At 75.2% G+C, this 18,083-nt stretch carries 14 protein-coding genes; 4 read left to right on the forward strand and 10 right to left on the reverse strand.

Annotated elements, in window-relative coordinates:
- Positions 1–497: 497 nt before the first annotated feature.
- The 8 genes from ACIRPK_RS00960 to ACIRPK_RS00995 form a co-directional block, all read right to left on the reverse strand.
- A complete protein-coding gene (locus ACIRPK_RS00960) occupies positions 498–3,347 on the reverse strand; it encodes a bpX6 domain-containing protein (protein WP_403031053.1) in 2,850 nt (949 codons plus the stop codon).
- Positions 3,344–5,035 (reverse strand): hypothetical protein, encoded by a 1,692-nt coding sequence (locus ACIRPK_RS00965; RefSeq protein WP_403031056.1) that lies wholly within the window; start codon positions 5,033–5,035, stop codon positions 3,344–3,346. Before ACIRPK_RS00965 ends, ACIRPK_RS00960 begins: the two co-directional genes overlap by 4 nt.
- A 40-nt stretch (positions 5,036–5,075) precedes the next feature.
- Positions 5,076–5,558 (reverse strand): hypothetical protein, encoded by a 483-nt coding sequence (locus ACIRPK_RS00970; protein ID WP_403031059.1) that lies wholly within the window; start codon positions 5,556–5,558, stop codon positions 5,076–5,078.
- The gene (locus tag ACIRPK_RS00975) at positions 5,555–6,742 is read right to left on the reverse strand and encodes an AAA family ATPase (protein ID WP_403031062.1); all 1,188 of its coding nucleotides are present in this window, start codon (positions 6,740–6,742) and stop codon (positions 5,555–5,557) included. Before ACIRPK_RS00975 ends, ACIRPK_RS00970 begins: the two co-directional genes overlap by 4 nt.
- A gap of 93 nt (positions 6,743–6,835) precedes the next feature.
- A complete protein-coding gene (locus tag ACIRPK_RS00980; protein ID WP_403031065.1) occupies positions 6,836–8,428 on the reverse strand; it encodes a phytoene desaturase family protein in 1,593 nt (530 codons plus the stop codon).
- A 284-nt stretch (positions 8,429–8,712) separates the two neighbouring features.
- A complete protein-coding gene (locus tag ACIRPK_RS00985) occupies positions 8,713–9,261 on the reverse strand; it encodes a GH36 C-terminal domain-containing protein (RefSeq protein WP_403031068.1) in 549 nt (182 codons plus the stop codon).
- On the reverse strand, positions 9,236–9,634 hold the full coding sequence (locus ACIRPK_RS00990) for a glycoside hydrolase family 36 N-terminal domain-containing protein (protein WP_403031071.1): 399 nt from the start codon (positions 9,632–9,634) through the stop codon (positions 9,236–9,238). Before ACIRPK_RS00990 ends, ACIRPK_RS00985 begins: the two co-directional genes overlap by 26 nt.
- A 6-nt stretch (positions 9,635–9,640) precedes the next feature.
- On the reverse strand, positions 9,641–9,841 hold the full coding sequence (locus tag ACIRPK_RS00995; RefSeq protein ID WP_403031074.1) for a hypothetical protein: 201 nt from the start codon (positions 9,839–9,841) through the stop codon (positions 9,641–9,643).
- A gap of 83 nt (positions 9,842–9,924) precedes the next feature.
- Between ACIRPK_RS00995 and ACIRPK_RS01000 the strand changes: the two genes are divergently transcribed.
- The 4 genes from ACIRPK_RS01000 (at position 9,925) to ACIRPK_RS01015 (ending at position 15,369) form a co-directional block, all read left to right on the forward strand.
- On the forward strand, positions 9,925–11,082 hold the full coding sequence (locus tag ACIRPK_RS01000) for an ROK family protein (RefSeq protein ID WP_403031077.1): 1,158 nt from the start codon (positions 9,925–9,927) through the stop codon (positions 11,080–11,082).
- A 195-nt stretch (positions 11,083–11,277) separates the two neighbouring features.
- Positions 11,278–13,239: a glycoside hydrolase family 5 protein gene (locus tag ACIRPK_RS01005; protein WP_403031079.1), complete on the forward strand. Its 1,962-nt coding sequence runs from the start codon at positions 11,278–11,280 to the stop codon at positions 13,237–13,239.
- Positions 13,240–13,450: 211 nt separating this feature from the next.
- On the forward strand, positions 13,451–14,698 hold the full coding sequence (locus ACIRPK_RS01010) for a 2-isopropylmalate synthase (RefSeq protein ID WP_403031082.1): 1,248 nt from the start codon (positions 13,451–13,453) through the stop codon (positions 14,696–14,698).
- Between the two features lie 11 nt (positions 14,699–14,709).
- Entirely contained in the window at positions 14,710–15,369 is a 660-nt protein-coding gene (locus tag ACIRPK_RS01015; protein WP_403031085.1) for a hypothetical protein, read from the forward strand.
- Between the two features lie 76 nt (positions 15,370–15,445).
- On the opposite strand, the gene ACIRPK_RS01020 is transcribed toward ACIRPK_RS01015, so the two are convergent.
- Positions 15,446–17,077 carry a cellulose binding domain-containing protein gene (locus ACIRPK_RS01020; RefSeq protein ID WP_403031088.1) on the reverse strand — a complete coding sequence of 544 codons (1,632 nt, stop codon included), beginning with the start codon at positions 17,075–17,077 and terminating at the stop codon, positions 15,446–15,448.
- A 280-nt stretch (positions 17,078–17,357) separates the two neighbouring features.
- The gene (locus tag ACIRPK_RS01025) at positions 17,358–18,056 is read right to left on the reverse strand and encodes a class F sortase (RefSeq protein ID WP_403031091.1); all 699 of its coding nucleotides are present in this window, start codon (positions 18,054–18,056) and stop codon (positions 17,358–17,360) included.
- Between the last annotated feature and the right edge of the window lie 27 nt (positions 18,057–18,083).

Below are 18,083 nucleotides of genomic sequence, written 5' to 3' on the forward strand. Positions count from 1 at the left end.
GGAAAGTCGAAGTTCTGGTCCGCCCCGTCCCGCACCCCCACACCCACCGACTTCGCCGTGAAGCACACGGACGAATGCACCGTCAGCTGCGCACTGAACGGCGTGTCCGTACCGGCGGCAGCGGGCGACAGCCGATCCTGCGTCACCGACGGAGGAGCGGCGGACCAGCCGGGGGTCGAGGAAACGGTCGGGACAGCCAGTAGGGCAAGGGCGAGGGCGACTGCCCCGGCACGTGCTCGGCGGAGAGCAGGAATCACGGGCACCTCCGGAACGCCTTCGCGGCAGCCGGCCCGGTGCGTCGGAGCCGCAGAGGGCTTGCGACTCGACCGGGCCATCGCTCCGCGCTCCTGCCCGTACGGAGTGCCAGAGGCCCCCGGCGGGCAGGCAGGAAGGGCGCCCCGACCGGGTGGATCCACCAGTGGCAGATAAGACGCACACTAGGCACATCTACCGATCGTCACAACTCGTCACATACAGTGAGATCGTGCCCACCCCCGTCAGCGGGTGCCGGTCACCCGCAGGTTGGCGAGCACGGTGGCACCGTCCCCGGTGGTGGCGAGGACCCGGCCGGAGCGGTGCCAGTAGGTGACCGCGTCGGCGTGCCGCCGCAGGCCCGGGGCGTGGCGCAGGTCCGCACCCGGGAACAGCACGGTGGCAGTCGGGATCACGCCACTGCCCGCGTGCAGCTGGAATCCGGTACCGGCCGGATCGGGTACCGGCAGCGCCCAGTCGTCGCCGTCGGCGGTCGGGCCGGACGACGCGATGCCCGCCACGTCGAGGTCGGGCGCGGGCGGACGCCCGGTGACCAGGCGCAGGGCGGTCCGGTCCGACGCACCGTCAACCCCCTTCTGCGGCAGGGCCGTGAGCAGTCCCGCGCCTGCGAGCGGCACGCACTGGTCGGGGTGGAACGCGTCCAGCCCCAGTCGGGAGCGCAGCTCCCAGCCGGGCAGGTCCCAGCGCCAGAGCTCGACCAGCGGTGAGCCGTCGGGCAGCGGCGAGACCACGACGGCCGCACACCGGTCGGCCGTGCGGGCGACGGCGCCCACCAGCCTTTCACCGCCGCCGAGTTCGCGCCAGACCACAGTGGGGCCGGCGGCGAGGGCGTCCAGCACCACGATGCCCTCGCCGTCGCCCGTGATCAGGTGGCGGCCGTCGTAGGAGCCTGCGATCCACCGGGCGCGCAGCGTCGTCCAGGGGCGGACGGTGCGGGTGGCGAGATCCAGCCGGGTGATCTCCTTGGTCGGTCCGTACGTCGCCACCAGCAAGGCCGAGCCGCCGTGGTCGGCGAGCACCAACTGGTCCGCGGGTACGTCCCATTGGGCCTTGGTGCGGCCGTCGGAGGTCAGCAGGCGGACGCCCGCCTGGCCGCAGGCGACCAGGACGGCGCCGGAGCCGAGCAGCGCCGCGTCCAGCACCGGCAGTGTGCCGGGGCGGTCGGCGGCGGCGTGCACGGCGGCGGCAGGCCCACCGTTCCGGGCCGGGCGGTACGGCTTGGCGAGGTCGGCCGCCACCAGCGGGTCGGCCCGGCCCAGCAGTGCCCGGTGGCTCGCGTGCCGGTCCCGCTCGGCGAGGTCGCCGCCGAAGCCGCCGTCCCGGACCACCGTGCGGGCCGCCGCCGTGGCGAGTTCGCGGTCCACGGCCGGGTCGGCGGCGGGGAGCCTGGCCAGCCCGGCGGCCAGCACGGACCGTCCGGTGACGACCGGGTCGCCCTCGCTCTCGAGGACGGCCAGCGCGAGCGCCCGGGTCGCCTCTCCGGCGCCGAGCGCCAGCAGGTACGGCAGCGCGCGGCTCCGGGTCGCCCCGCCGAGGACGACCGCCTCGCGCAGGTCACCGACCGCCGAGGGGCGCAGGGTCTCGTCCGGCCAGAGCGCCTCGGCCGCGCCGAGCCGGTCGCCGGACTCCCGGCAGTGGGCGGCCCAGGCGGCGCGCAACTCCCGGGCGGAGTCAGGTGCTTCGGCCGCGAGGCGGTCGACCGCCGAGGCGAAGGCGCCCCGGCGGTGCGCGGTCCGGACGGCACGTTCGCGCTCACCCGCCTGCCACCACAGCCGGACCACCAGGTCGGCGGCGAGCTCACGGCCCTCCGCCAGCTCGGCCGCCACGGCCGTACGGCCGTGCCGGGCCAGCAGGGCGACCGCCTCGGCCGGGGCGTCCAGCAGATCGGCGAGCACGAAGGCGGCCTCGTCGATCCGTCCGGTCCGCTCCAGGTCCTCGGCGGCGGCACGGTAGAGCGCGGCGAGGTGCTGGTGGACGCTGAGGCCGGAGAGCGGGGACGCGGCACCCGACTCGCCGGTCCGGGGGGTGGCCCGCAGCTCACCCGTACGGCGCCGGGGCAGGCCGAGGGCGAGCCAGGACTCCTGGCCGGCGGCCCGCTCGCCCGACAGCCGGATCGCGTCCCGCAGCGCGTCCTCCCACTGGCGCTGCTCGAACGCCCTGGTCAGCTCGCGCAGGTAGCGCGCGTGCCGGCCCCGCACCAGGTTGCCCGCCGTACGCATCGTCAGGCGGGCCAGCAGCGGGCCGAACAGCGGACGGCGCGGCTTCGCGCGACCCGACGCCCCGGCGGCGGCACCCGAGCCGGTTCCGGCCGGGGCCGCCCCGGCGCTCCGGGCGATCCGGCGCGAGCGGGCGGCCGCCACCGCCACGGCGAGCACGAGTCCCAGCACCCAGCCGTGCAGGCCGTGCCCGGGGGCCAGCAGGGTGGACGAGGTGAACAGCAACAGCGCGGGCACCAACGCGATCAGTGCGCCGACGACGGCCGGCCCGACCACCGCCGACGGGCGCAGTCGCGGCAGGAGGCGGGACAGCGAGCGCCGGGAGGCCGCCGGAGCGTCCGCCCTGAGCCGCCGGGCCCGCTCCGTCGGGGGCGCGATGCCGGCCGCCGCGCGCAGGTCGGGGCGCGGCCGCTCGGGCAGCGCCTCGACCACGGGCGCGGCCTCGGGTGCGGCGGCGCCGAGCGGCCGTGGGCGGTGCACCGTGAGCCCGGCGAGGTCGAGCCAGCCCGACGGGTCCAGCTCGGCCAGCCCGGCGATTGGCTGAAGCACCGTCAGACCACTTGAGGCGAGGGCCAGTTGCCCGGAGCTCGCCCGGCTGACATCGGCTCCGAGCGTGGCCGACCCGCCCGTGCCGGTGCGCACCACGGGCAGCCCGGGGGCCCGGTCGGCCCGGATCTCCACGGCGGCCGCCAGGGTGAACAGCCAGCGGCCGTCCGGCAGTCGGCGCAGCTCGGCGCCGTCCTGCCAGGACTCGACCACCCGCGCGGCGGCCTCGGCCGGGCCAATCACGGGCACGTCGAGGACGAACCCGGTGGCGGTGACGGCGGCGCGGAACGCCGCGTCCGGGGTGGTGCTCACTCGGTGCCCCCGATCAGGAACTGGACCCGGCCGGTGGTCGCGTCGCCGACGACGATCCGGCCGGGCCGGGTCTCGGCGGCGATCAGCGGCCTGCTGGGGTGCACGGTGGGCCTGCCCGCTCCGCCGGAGAAGCGGGTCAGCGTCCGCACCCCGTCGGAGTGCACGGCGCGCACCAGGTGGCCGCTGCGGCTGAGGGTGATCAGCGTGGGCTGCCGGCCGTGCACGAGGCCGATCACCTCGGCCTGCTCGCGGAACGTGATGCGGCTCGCGGCACCCTCGGCGGTGCGCACCTCCCAGGTCCGGCTGTCCTGCGACCAGGCCTGGGTGCCGCCGCTGTGCAGGAAGTGGTGGATGCGGCGCGCTTCGTCGTGCAGCGTGCCGCCGAACAGCCTCGGCTCGCGGAGCCGGTTGAACGGCGTACGGTCGCGCGTCCCCCAGCCGACCGGGCCGTCGTCCGCGACGCGGCCGACCGGGCCGATCCGCCACCAACGGCCGCCGAGCGGGAACTCCAGGTCCGAGCTCCGGCGCAGCAGCGGCAGCACCGGGCCGGCCAGCAGCTCCGCGAGCAGGTCCGGGCCGGCCTCGAAGGCCGCGAGCTCGGCGGTGTACGCGCCGGGGTCGCCGACCTGACGGCCGATCACGTGGGCGGTGAGCCGGTCGCCCTCGACGCACAGGGCGATCAGGCGGCGGCCGGTCCGCCCGGCGGCGAGCACCGGTCCGGGCAGGTCGTGGCGGCGCATCCGCAGGGCGGTGGCGCCGCTGCCGTCGTGGTTCGGCAGGTTGACGGCGAGCAGGGTGCTGGGCTGTCCGCCCCGGGCCAGCAGGGTCCGGGCGTCGGTGGTGAAGACGGGCAGGGTCGGCCGATCGGCCGACCCGGCGTCCTGGGCCGGTCGGGTGACGGTGACCGGGCCGCCCCGGCGGAACTCCGCCCCGCGCAGCGTCCGGACCGCGATCCGGCTTGCGGGCAGCGGGAGTTCGGCCGTCGTACCGTCCAGCCGGACCAGTACGTGGCCCGCGCCGTCGGCGGACCAGTGGGCGGGTTCGCTGGTCAGCACCCCGGGGCGGGCCGGGATCCGGTCGGCCAGCCGGGGCGAGGTCAGCAGCCAGGCCCGGTCGGCGGCGTCCAGCTCCGCCAGCGCGCGTTCCACGTCCGAGGGCGTCGGGTCGGTGGGCCGGCGGGCGGCCAGCCAGGCCGGCAGCAGCCCGGCGAGGTCGCCGGTCAGGGTACGGCCCGGCGGGTCGCCGAGCACGCTGACGACCAGTTCGGTGCCCCGTGCGGTGGCCCGGCGGTGCAGCACGAGCAGCGCGGCGAGCTGGACCAGCCGCCCGGCACCCGCCTGGGTGGGACCGGCGTCGACCAGGGCGACCAGCCGCCCGCGCACCGCAGGCGTAGTGAACTCCGGCGCCAGGTGGAGCAGTTCACCGTCCACCAGGCGGCGGAGGAACTCCTCGGGGTACTCGTCCGCGAGCAGCCACTCGGACGGCAGCAGCTGGTCCGGCCGTCCCGAGCGGGCCAGCCCGCCCAGGCCGTCGGGGTCGCCGTGGACGTTGGCCACCGGCTCGCGCTCGCCGATCAGGGCGTCCAGGCGGCGCAGCAACGGGCCCAGGGCGACGGCGAGTTCGGGCGAGATCACCGAGAGGGAACCGGCCCACGGGGCGAGCGCGGCGGGCAGTCGGGAGGTCGTCACCGGCCCGCCCCGTCCGGGGCGGCGGTCGCGGGGTGACGGGTCATGAGGTGACGTCCGCTCCGCTGCCGGCCGACCGGGTGAACGGGTCCAGCGCCTCCCCGGAGGTGAGCGGCACCGGCGGGTCGGCGACCAGCGCGCGGCCGGGGACTAGCACGCACAGCTGCCCCTCCGCCGCGCCGAGAGCCCGGCGCCAGAGCGCGGTGGCCGGTCCGGGGCGGGCGGTGGTGGGCGTCAGCAGGCCGGCGTCCCGGCCCAGGTAGCGGGCGCCGTCCGCCCACGGCAGGTCCTGCTCGGCACCGAGGACGAGCAGCATCCGGTCGGCGGCGGGCAGACCCGGGTCGTCCTCGGCGAGCACCGCGAGGCGGGCCCCGTTGCGGATCCGCTCCCGGGCCGCGACGGCCAGGCCGGGCACCGCGGCGCCGACCGCGAGGACGGCGACGGACGGCAGCGGCGGCTCCCGGCGCTCCCAGCGGAGCGGCACGGACGGGCGGGGCGGGGCGGAGGACGGCTCGGCGAGGCTCACGAGGGGGTGACCGCCGCGACCAGCTCGGACCGTATCCCGGCCAGCGCGGCCGGCAGGTCGGCCGGGTCGAAGCCCGCGTCGATCTCGCGCAGGGCGGCCTCCAGCCGCAGCCGCGAGTCCCGGCCCTCGGGCAGGCCCCGGTGCTCGGCGAGCAGCGCGGTGCCGGTGTGGGCCAGCCGCTCGGCGCGGGCGGCCGTGCTGCGGGAGAGTTCCTCGGCGGCGTGCACCAGACTGCGGTTGGCGGACTTCTCCACCAGGTCGGCGAGGGTGTCCCGGGCCAGCGCCTGGGTGTCGGCGGTCGGGGCGACCAGCGGCAGCACCCAGAGGTCGCGCACGGAGGCGACCGTCCGGCCGTCCAGCACGGCGGCGGCCGCGACCAGCTTCTGCGAGCGCACCGCCCGGCGGTCGCTGACCGGCACCCCGGCGGCGCGCAGTCGGCGCAGCGCCGTGCCGACCAGCGGGGTGACCTCGTCGAGGTCGCAGCCGCGGGCGGCGGTGGCCAGCCGGTCGACGGCGGCGAGCAGGCCACCGGGGGTGCCGTGCGCGACCGGTGCGGCGGCGGGGCGGCGGCCGGCCTCCAGCAGCTCCTCCAGCCGGGCGTCGGCCACCGGCTCGACGAACACCCGGGCCAGGAAGCGGTCCGCGAAGGCGGCCAGCGCCGGGTCCTCGGGCAGGTGGTTGGCGGCGCCGACGCAGATCCGCAGCGGGCTGGCCAGGACCGTCCGGCCCCGGCGGAAGACCCGTTCGTTGAGCAGTCCGAGCAGGGTGTTCAGCACCGCCGTGGAGCCGAGGAAGACCTCGTCCAGGAAGGCGATCTCGGCCTCAGGGAGCATCCCGGCGGTCTCGAACTCGACCCGGCCCTCGCGCAGTCCGCGCAGGTCGACCGGGCCGAACAGCTCGTTCGGCTCGGTGAACCGGCCGAGCAGGTACTCGAAGTAGCGCCCGCCGAGCTGACCGGCCATCCGGCGGACGGCCTCGGACTTCGCGGTGCCCGGCGCGCCGACGACCAGCAGGTGCTCCCCCGCGACCGCACAGAGCACGACCACCTCGGCCACCGTCTCGCGGTCCACCATGCCACGTCCCGCGGCGGCCACGGCGGCGCCGATCAGCTCGGCGTCCGCCGCCAGCGGCGAGCGGTCGGGGACGGCGGGGATGTTGCTCGGGTCGGTGCTGATCTCGGTCACGAGCACGGGAGTCTACGGGCCCGCCATCGCGGCCCACCAGCGGGTTTCCCGCCGCCGTGCCGGACCTCGCACACCGCCGGTGGACCGCGCGCCCTACCGGGCCGACTCGGCCAGCACGGCCTGCGCCGCGTTGTGCCCCGGGATGCCGCTGACGCCGCCGCCACGGACCGCGCCCGCGCCGCACAGCAGGATGGTGGGGTGCGCCGTCGCCACGCCCCAGCGGGCGGCGGGGCTTTCGGCGGCCGCGTCCTCGGCGGCGTCGGCCGCGAACGGGAAGGAGAGGTCGCGGTGGAAGATGTGGCCGCCCGGCAGACCGACCTCCCGCTCCAGGTCCAGCGGTGTCTTCGCCTCCAGGCAGGGCCGCCCGTCGGCGTCCTCGGCCAGGCAGTCGGCGATCGGCTCGGCCAGCACCTGGTCGAGCTGCGCCAGACTCGCCGCCAGCGCCCGCTGCTTGGCCGCCGGGTCGGCGAACAGCCGCGCGGGCATGTGCAGTCCGAACAGGGTCAGCGTCTGCAGGCCCTGCCGGAGCGCCTCGGGCCCGAGGATCGACGGGTCGGTGAGCGTGTGGCAGTAGATCTCCGACGGCGGGGCGGACGGGATCCGGCCCGCCGCCGCCTCGGCGTGCGCCGCCGCCAACTGCCGGTAGCCCTCGGCGATGTGGAAGGTACCGGCGAACGCCTCGCGCGGATCCGCGGCACCGTCCCGGAGGCGCGGCAGCCTGCGCAGCACCATGTTGACCTTCAGCTGGGCACCCTCCGGCGCAGGCCCGGTCTCCTCGCCCAGCAGCCGTTCGAGGACCGCCGGGGCGGCGTTCACCAGGACCCGTCGGCCCACCGCCCGCCCCTCTTCGCTCCGGTGACGGTACGTCACCTCGGCTTCGCCGACCCCGTCGGTGGCGACGGCGGTGACCTCGCAGTCGGTCCGGATCTCCGCGCCGGCCGCCAGCGCCGCCTCGGCCAGCGCGCCCGTCACCGCGCCCATCCCGCCGACCGGCACGTCCCAGTCGCCCGTCCCGTTGCCGATCACGTGGTAGAGGAAGCAGCGGTTCTGCAGCAGGGAGGGGTCATGGGCGTGCGTGAAGGTGCCGATCAGCGCGTCCGTCAGCGCCACCCCGCGCACCAGGTCGTCGGCGAAGGTCCGCTCGATCGCCTCGCCCAACGGCCGTTCGAAGAACGACTCCCAGGCGGCGTCGTCCGCAACCCGCCTGCGCAGTTCGGCCTTTGAGGGCAGTGGCTCGGTCAGGGTCGGGAACACCCGCTCGGCGAGCCGGCCGGTGGTCCGGTAGAAGGACTGCCACGCCTGCCACTCCCGGTCGCCCCCGGTCAATGCCCGGAACGACTCCCCGGTCCGGCCCGGATCGGCCGCGTCCACCAGCAGCCCGGTCGGCTTCCCGTCCCGGACGGTGGGCGTGTACGAGGCGATCCGGCGACGGCGCAGGTCCAGCCGCAGCCCGAGCTCCCGGACCACCCGGTGCGGCAGCAGGCTCACCAGGTAGGAGTAGCGCGAGAGGCTGGCGTCGACCCCCGCGAACGCCCGGGTCGACACCGCCGCTCCGCCCACCTGCGGCAGCCGTTCCAGCATCAGCACCCGAAGTCCGGCCTGCGCGAGGTACGCGGCCGCCACCAGCCCGTTGTGCCCGCCACCGACGATCACGATGTCGTGCCGGGAGGACGCGTTCGTGTTCATCCGGCCACGCTACGCCACCGGGGCGGCGCGGGGAACGCCTGCGCGACGCCCGGACGATCAGGCCCTCCGGGCAGCTGGGGTGCGACCCGCCGTCAACCCCCGCACCGTCACCTCGTCGGCCTCGGCCGGCGCCGGGAGAGCCGCCCGGGCGACCGCGTCGAGGTGGGGAGTGTCCACCTGCGGCAGCAGGTCGAGGCGTACACCGTCGAGGCCGACGACCACAACCCGGCGGGTCTCCCCACTGACTGTTCCTTCGTGGCACGGTGCCGGGCCGGCCGACCGGGTCAGCGAGCGACCCGGCGCAGTGGGATCAGGCGGCTGGCGTAGTCGCCAGGAGGCAACCGCAGCTCGAGACCGTACCGGGTCAGGACAGCGCCACTGTGAACGATTCCCTCGTCCGGGTCGAGGTAGCGGGCGGTGGGGTCGAGGGCGGGCAGCGCCAGCGCGGGGGGGGGCTGGTGTCCGAACCGGGTGACGGGGCGCCAGACCAGCACGGCGTGGTCGGTGCCGTCCTCGGAGGCGTGGTGCACGGCCGTCACTCCGCCGCCGCCGGTCAGGCGGTGCCGCCGGCCGCGCTGGACCAGCGGGCGGATCTGCTTGTAGCGGGCCACCAGGGCGGCGGCCTCGGCGAGTTCGGCCTCGGACCAGCCGGTCAGGTCGCCGCCGAGGCCGAGCCCGCCGGCCATCGCGACGTGGAAGCGGAACCGGAGCGGGGCGGTGCGGCCGGTCGTGGTGGGGGGCCCACGGCTGGCGGCGCCGAAGCCGCCGGAGGTGTGGTGGCCCGCGAAGGCGGGGGCGTGCAGGGTCTCACCGGGCCGCAGGGTCCAGCGCACTCCCTCGTGACCGAAGCCGCCGGTCCAGCCGGTCGACGGTGATCGGGCCCGTGTCCGCCGCTCCGGTGTGGGTGAGCTCCGTCCAGCGCTCGATCACGTCGCTGCCGGGGCGGACCCGGTAGCAGAGCCGGGCGGCCAGCGGGTAGTGACGGTCGGTCAGTTCCAGCCGCAGTTCGCCGTCCTGGACGGAGTGCCCGGCGAACGACCACTGGGCGCCGGAGGTGCCGTCGGCGAACCGGACCTGGAGGCCGGCCGGCCCGAACCGCGCCCCGGTCTGCGGGGCCAGCTCGTCCGGCGCCGGGTCCGCCTCGAAGCCGCTCGCGGCGGGCGAGGCGGCCGCGGTGAGGCCGGCCAGGGCCTCGGCGTCGAGCACCGCCCCTCAGTGCAGGTGCCGGGGGCTGCCGTCGGCACCGACCCGCAGCGCGTAGGTGCTGTTCGGGGTGCGCAGGACGGCGAGACTGCGGGCTGCGTCGAAGGAGACGGCGGAGGGCGTGGGCGGCACAGGAGGTCGCGGGGTTTCGGCGACGGTGGAGATCGGGCGCGGTGGGAACGGCTGCATGGCGAACGAAGGCTGGGGCATGGGGAGTTGGGCGAGAGCGTAGGTCCGGCCCGGGGCGAAATCAATACTGGACGAAATTATTTATTTACCGGTAGGTTGCGGCCGTGTTTCCACACCACTCGAGGCCGCTGGTCTCCGCACCGGCCGAAACCGCCATCCTCGCCCTGCTGTTGGCCGAGAGCCCGCTCAGCAGGGTCGAGCTGGCCCGCCGGACGGGACTGTCCTCGACCGCCGTGACCAAGGCCGCCCGACCACTCATCGACGACGGCTACCTGCACGAACTCCCGCCGGAGCGCACCGCCCCCGGGGCCGGACGCCCCGTCAACCCGCTCGCGGTCACCCCCGACCGGGAGTTCGTCCTCGGGGTGAAGATCAGTGCCGACACCCTGTTCGGCACGGTCTGCGACCTGCGGGCCAGGATGCGCACCACCGCCAGCCGCCCGCTGGGCGACCGCGACCCGGCCGCCGTGTGCGCGCTGCTGGCCGAGCTGGTCACCGAACTCCTCGACACCGAGCCCGAGTTCAGGGCCCGCACCCGGCACCTGGGGATCGCGGTCTCCGGCGACGTGGACCGCCCGAGCGGGCGGGTCCGCTACTCGGTGCTCCCCGGCTGGCAGGACGTGCCGCTGGCCGGGACGGTCGCCGCGGCGACCGGTCTGACCGTCACCGTGGAGAACGACGTCAAGGCGCTCACCAGCGCCGAGCACTGGTTCGGCGACGGCATCGGCACCGAGTACTTCGCCCTGGTCACCATCGGCGCCGGGATCGGCTCCGGGATCGTCGTCAACGGTGACCTGGTCACCGGCGCGTACGGGGTGGCCGGCGAGATGGGTCACATCAGCATCGACCCGAACGGGCCGCGCTGCCACTGCGGCCAGGTCGGCTGCGTCGAGGCCGTCGCCTCCAGCGCCGCCATCCTCGCCACCGTCCGGCGCGCCACCGGGCGGCCGGAGCTCGGCTTCGACGGGGCCGTCCAGCTCGCCCGCGGCGGGGAGCCCGCCGCCCGCGCCGCGTTCGCCCGGGCCGGTCAGGCGATCGGCACCGGCATCGCCGTCCTGGTCAACCTGCTCGGCCCCGAACGCGTGGTGGTGACCGGCGAGGGGCTCGACACCTACGACCTCTTCGGCGTGCACATCAGGGAGGCCTACGCCGCGCACTGCTTCAAGGCGGCGGCGAAGTGCCCGCTGACCCTGCGTCCCCTCCCCTGGGAGGAGTGGGCCCGGGGGGCCGCCGTGGTCGGCATCCAGGCCCTCTTCCCCTGAGCCTCCGGCTGGTCGCACGCCTACGGCGAGGGCGGCACCCGACCGGTTCTTGCTCGCCCGGCGGCACACCGCCGGGAGCAGCGCCACCAGCGGCCTCAAGGGCTGAGCCCGGGCCGCTCCCCGACTCCGGACCACCGGTCCGGCCGGCACCACCCGAAGCTCCTCGGCCCCACCCCACCCCTGGAGGGGAACAGCATGAGATCAGCCAACTCGGCCCCCGCCGTCCGAAGCCCCATCCTCCGAACGCTGGCCGCCGCCGCGGCCGCCCTGACCCTCGTCCTCGGCGGGGCGCCCGCCTCCGCCACCTCCGCTCCCGCCGCCGCCCCGGCCGGTCCGGCGGTGCTGACGGGGCCTCAACTGGCCGCCTCCTGGACCGGCCCGCTGAGCACCAGCGGCCGCTGGATCGTCGACGCGAACGGCAACCGCTTCAAGCTCAAGTCCGGCAACTGGGCCGGCGCCCAGGGCACCTGGCAGGGCAGCGGGGACGTCAACGACCCGGCCAACCACCAGGCGCGACAGCTGTCGAACAACATCCCGCTCGGCCTGGACCGGGCACCGCTGGCGACCATCCTGGCCGACTTCCACGCGCTGGGCCTCAACAGCATCCGCCTCCCGTACGCGAACGCGCTGGTCCACGACACCACCGTGGTACCGGACTCCGCCGTCGCGGCCAACCCGCAACTCCGGGGCCGGACCCCGCTCCAGGTGTTCGACGCGGTGATCGCGGCCCTCACCGCCGACGGCTTCGCCGTCGTCCTGAACAACCACACCACCGGCTACCGGTTCTGCTGCGGCCTGGACGGCAGCGAACGGTGGAACAGCGGCCAGTCCACCCAGCAGTGGATCGACGACTGGGTGTTCCTCGCCAAGCGCTACCAGGACAACAAGCGGGTGGTCGGCGCCGACCTGCGCAACGAGGTCCGCCGCGACACCTGGGACAACCCGAACTGGGGCTGGGGTGACTCCCACGACGAGTACGCCGCCTTCCAGGAGGCCGGCAACCGGATCCTCCAGGCCGTCCCGGACCTGCTCATCGTGATGGAGGGGATCAACTGGTACGGCATCCCGCTCGACGGCCTCGACTACGGCCGGCCGATGCTGACCCCGGTCCGCAACCTCTCCAACACCCTGATCCAGTCGAACAAGCTGGTCTACTCGGCCCACTTCTACGGCTACACCGGTCCCCACTACACCGGTGCGGCCAGCGGCCCGGGCCACACCAACGACTGGCCGTACGAGCGGTTCCCGCTCGACCAGCTCCGGCAACTCGTCCACGACGAGGCGCTGTTCGTCACCGAGGCGGGCCAGCACTTCACCGCGCCGGTGTGGATCAGCGAGTTCGGCGCGGCCGGCCGTGACGAGAGCGACCCGCTGGAGCAGACCTGGTGGGCCAACTTCACCGACATCCTGGTCGCCAACGACACCGACTTCGCGGTCTGGCCGCTGGTCGGCTGGACCGGCAACGACGGCAGGCCCCAGGACAGTTGGGCCCTGGTCAGCTACGACACGGCCGGTCGGCGGCTCGGCCTGGCCGACCCCGGCGACTGGCGCGCCACCGCCTGGAACAAGCTGGTCGACGCCCCGTCCCGGACCGGACGGATCGCCCGGTCCGACCGCTGGAACATGCTGGACCTCGACTTCGGTGACCAGAACCTCTCCCTCACCATGCGCGCCAAGGCGGACTGGGCCACCGGCTACCGCAAGGGCAACTGCCCGGACACCCAGCGCGTGGTCGCCCTCGCCCGCAGCTCCAACCGGGGCCTGTGCACCGACGCGAACCAGCCCGCCAAGGCCGCCGGCGACTGGATCGCGGTCAACGACGAGCGCTACGTCACGCACGGCGACTGGGCCCCGGGCTACAACAAGCTCCAGTGCCCCGACCACACCTTCGCGGTCGGTTACAGCGCGAGCGGCAACGCGATGGCCACCCTGCTGTGCGCCCCCGCCACCACCCCGCTGCCGCTGACCGGCCGCAACGTCTGGTTCGACCACGGCGACAACCGCCCCACCACCGGCGGCTCCGTCAGCAGCGACTGGGCACCCGGCCACTACAAGGGTCAGTGCGCCGACACCGAGTACCTGGCCGGCGTGGCCTTCACCTGGCGGTGGAACCACGGCGGGGTGCCGGACGCCCTGCTCTGCCGTCCGCTGAGCTGAGCTGACGCTCCCCGCCGCCGGCGGGGCTCGACCCGGTCGAGACCCGCGTCCCGTGGAACCTCCACGCGCCCCACCGGGCGGGCTCCGGCCGGACGCGGGCCTCGGCCGCCCGTCGACATAGCATCAGTTCGATTCTCCCGTACTCCTGTTACCACCATTCACCGGCGACCTCTACGCTCACGCGAGGGAGCGATCCGACGGGAGCCGGGCAGTGGACGTGGTGCGGGAGTCGGCCCAGGCCGGCCGGATGGTGTTCTTCGAGGAGTCGGCGAGGGACGGCGCGCAGGCCAAGACCCTGATGGGCGCCGACTTCCGGGTCCGGCTGGCCCGGGAGCAGGGGGCGGTGTTCGGTGCCGACGGGCCCCGGCACGTGGTGTTCGCGGCGGGCTTCCCCTCCGTGTGCCGGCAGGAGTTCGAGGCGACCCGTCAGGTCGCGCTGGAGGCCCAGGGTTCGGTGAGCCCGGCGGCGATCTGCCGGGGCACCGTCCAGGACGTGCGGCTCGCGCTGAGCGCGGTCCGGGGCGCGGCGCACGCCCGGGTGATGGTGATCGTGGCGGCGTCCGAGGCGACCGCCTGCGCCCTGGTGCACGGTGACGCCCGGGCGGCGCTGGCCGGTGGCCTGGAGGTGGTCAAGGAGGCCGTCGACCTGGCGGACGGCATCGCGGTGGACGTCTGCCTGGTGGACGCGCCCCGCGCGGACCACGCCCTGGTCGCCGAGTACGCGGGGGCGCTGACCGCGCACGGCGCGGGCACGATCGTGCTGGCCGACACCGTCGGGGACCTGTTGCCCGGTCAGACCCGGGCGCTGTTCCGGCAGGTCGCGGCGGGGGCGGGTCCGGAGGCGGTACTGGTCTCGCACCTGCACAACGACCTCGGGCTGGGGCTGGCCAACACCCTGGCCGCACTGGAGAGCGGGGTCAGGGTGGCGGCCTGCTCCTGGCTGGGCATGGCCGAGCGCAGCGGCATGGTCGCCACCGAGCAGCTGCTCTTCCTGCTCGCCCACGACCCGGCCAAGGCCGCCCAGGTCCTCGGGCCCGGCTGCGAACCCTGGTGGACGGCCCCCGACCTGACCCGGCTGCCCGGGATCGCCCGGATGGTGTCCGCCGAGACCGGCGTCCCGCTCACCGTGACCACCCCCGTCGTGGGCACCGGGGTCGCCAGCATCTCCACCGGCACCCCCTTCACCCACCCGCAGACCTTCCAGCCGTACGATCCGCAGCAGCACCTCGGCCTGGCCCCGACCGTGGTGCTGACACACCTCGCCAGCCACCGCGTGCTGCGCGCGGTCGCCGAACGCCTCGGGTACACCCTGGACCCGGAGCAGGCCCGGACCGCCCTGGCCTGGGTCAAGGACCGCGCCTACCGGCTCGGCCGGGCCGTGGTCGCCGACGCGGACTTCGCCGCCTACCTCGACGGCCTCACCGCGCAGACCGCCGGGACCACCTCATCCGCCCGCTGAACGGACCACCCATGCCGGCCACCTCCCCGCTCGACACCGGCCCCGCCGCCGACGCCCTGACCGCCGGACGAGCCGTCGTCCTGCCCAACCCCAGCCCGCTGACCTACGTCGTGGCCGCCACCGGCCCACTGGCCGTCAACACCGCCAAGGGCCGGCCCGCCGACCAGGAGGTCGCCCTCTGGGTCCACGACGACACCACCTGGCGCGACCTCGCCCGCGCACTCGACCTGACACCCGCCGCGCTCGACACGGCGACCGCCCTGCTCCGGGTCGAACTGGTCACCCTGCTGGTCCCCGTCAGCGCCGCCACCCTGCCCCCGGCCTGGTCCCGACCCGCCCTGCGCGACGGCCACCTGCTGCTCTTCGGCGCCCGCTGGCAGCCGCTGGCACCGCTGCTGGCCCGCTTCCCCCATCTGTACGTCAGCAGCGCCAACCGGACCGGGCAGGCCCCGGCGGCCACGGCCGCCCGGGCCGCGGCGATGTTCGGGCCCGACGTCCCGGTCACCGACGGGGACGGCCTGCGCGACCTCGACGCTCCGCACGCCGCCACCACCATGCTGCGCATCGCCCCGGACGGCGCCCTGTCCCACGTCCGCCCCGGCGCCCAGGACCGGGCCCACGGACCGGACCCCGGCCGCTACCTCGACCGGCTGTGCAGCGCGGGAAGGTAGCCGTCCGGCCCGTGCCGGGTGGACCGCCTCAGCGGTGGGTCCGCCCGGCACGGGCCGGACCCGGTGCGACGCGGTGTCAGCCGGTGAAGCCGGCGAACAGCTTGGAGAACTGGTACGGCGTCTGCGGCACGTTGGTGCACTTGGGGAGCGAGCCGGTGCAGGCGTTGGCGTCCCGGGTCATCTCCCAGAAGGCCAGCTCACCGAGGTGGTTCTGCTGGGCGAAGGTGACCAGCTGCTGGGCGTCGGCCAGGCCGAACACCTCCGAGGCGGTGTCGTTCTGACCCAGCATCGGCGTCACCCCGACCGTGGCCCAGGCCTGAGCGGTCGTCAGGTTCGGCCAGACCTGCCGGACCTGCGCCTGGGTGGACTGCGCGGACTGGATCACGTACGCGCCCATCTTGCCGCTCGGGTTCGGCGCGGCCGAGTCGCCGAAGTCCATCGACATCGCGTTCACCACGTCCACCGCGAGACCCGCGTTCTTCGCGGACTGGAGCACGTAGACGCCGTCGGTGGTCAGACCGCTGGGCAGCACCGGCAGGGTCAGGCTGACCTTGAGGTCACGGCCCTTGGCCCGCTGCGCGGCCTGGACCTGCGCGACCGCCGCCGAGCGCCGGTCGACCGAGGCCCGCTCCACGACCGCGGTGCCCTCGATGTCGAAGTCGATCCGGTCCAGGCCGTAGACGTCGACGACCTTCTGGTACTGCGCCGCGAGCGCGGCGACGGTGGTGCAGGACTGCGCCAGCTCGGTGCCGTTGGCCCCGCCGAAGGAGGGCCGGACGGTGCCGCCCGCCGCGCGGAAGGCGTCCATCTCCTCCTTGTACCAGCCGGTGGCCGGGTCGAAGGCGCCGAACCAGCTCGCGGTGCACGGCTGGCTGCCGTTGATCAGGAAGGCGAGCGAGAACTGCTTGAGGCCGCTCGCGGCGGCGAGCGCCGTCAGGCTCGGCGTCGGGTAGGCGCCCAGGTCGACGTACGGGGCCGAGGCACCCGGGGTGGTACCGCTGCCGGCCGTGGCCGACACCGTGGCCGAGACGGCCGACTCGTTGCCGGCGGCGTCGTAGGCGGAGACGCCGAGGAGGTGGGTGCTGCCCTGGAGCAGTCCGGTCAGGTTCGCGGTGGTGCCCGTGGTGGTGGCCACCACCGCGCCGCCCTCCCGCAGGTGGTAGCCGGCCACGGCCTGGTTGTCGGTGGCGGCGTTCCAGGAGAGCGCGACGGTGCCGGGGCCGGTGCCGCTGACCTTCAGACCGGTGGGGACGGTCGGTGCGGCGGTGTCGGCGGGCAGGCCCTCGCACGGCTTGTTGTTGACCGTGCAGTTGGCGGGCGCGGTCTGGGCCGTGCTGCCGTTGGACACGTCGAACCCGACCACGGCCGCCGTGGCGCCGGGCGCCAGCGAACCGGCCCAGCTGGGCGGGGTGACCGTGTAGCGCCGGCCGCCGGTGACGGCGGTGGAGGTCAGGGTGCCGTTCCAGGCGCCGGTGACGGTCTCGCCGGTCGGCAGGTCGAAGGAGAGCGACCAGGTGCTGACGGTGGCGTTGGTGCGGTTGGTGACGGTGTATCCGGCCTCGAAACCGGTCTGCCAGTTGGAGGTGACCGCGTAGGTGGCGATCAGCCCGGTCAGGCCGGTGTCGGCGGACGCCCCACCGGCGGTGAGCGGAACGGCGGTCAGGGCTGCGGCCGTGACGGCGGCAAGGGGCAAGGCGACGCGCCTCATGGGCGAGCTCTCCTCGGCTGTGGGGCGGCGCGGCGGACCGCGCCGCCGAGGTGTGTGGGGGAAGCAACCGCGCGGCCTCCACAAGATGGTCCAGACCATTGGGGGCCGTCAATAGGAAAGCTTCTTGATAACCGAAGCTTTGCCCGCCTTCCGGCCCGGTCCGCCCCGTTGGGGTTCCCCCGCTTGAACAGCCCTTACGGCCCCCTTGAGCCGCAGTTGAGAATGCCCTTCCCCGGTCGGCCCGACGGGCCCTGACGATCCGCCGGAAAGCCATGGTGCGTCAGGTCTGCCGCGAGGACGTGAGGTGCGCGAAGACCACCACGTTGTCCGGGTAGTCCTTGCGCTGCCGGTCGTACGCGCCGCCGCAGGTGATCAGGCGGAGCTGTGCCGCGTCGGTGTCCGCGTACACCTGTTCGTCCGGAAAGCGGTCCTTGGGGAAGGTCTGGACGGAGTCGACCGCGAAGGTGGCGACGATGCCGTCCTCGCGGGTGATGTCGACCGTGCTCCCCGGGGTCAGCAGGTGCAGCATCAGGAAGACCGCCGGGCCGGTGGTGGTGTCCACGTGACCGGCCACCACCGCGCTGCCGCGCTCGCCGGGGGCGGCACCGTCGCGGTACCACCCGACCAGGTTGCGGTTGTCCTTGGCCGGGGCCTCCAGCGCGCCGGCGTGGTCCAGGCCCAGTTCGACGAACGGCGCCTCCACGAAGAGCTGGGGGATCCACAGCTTGACCGGACGGGAGCGGGGCAGCGTGGGAGCGGCCGGGACCGCCTGGGAGGGCGGCCGGCCCCAGGGAGTGGCGGCCGGGGCGGCGGCCACCACCTGACGGGGCGTCACCGGGCCGGTTTCCACCGACTGGTACATCACCAGGAGCCCGAGGGCGGCTGCGGCCATCGCCCACCGGAAGGCCCTGAGGCTCCCCTCGGCGGTGGCCGGAGGATCGGTGGCGGGTCCGCCGCTCGGCACTGTCTGACGGCCCATCGGGCCGGCTCCTCTCTCGGGGCGTGC

Source organism: Kitasatospora sp. NPDC101801, assembly GCF_044766665.1.
Lineage (GTDB): Bacteria > Actinomycetota > Actinomycetes > Streptomycetales > Streptomycetaceae > Kitasatospora.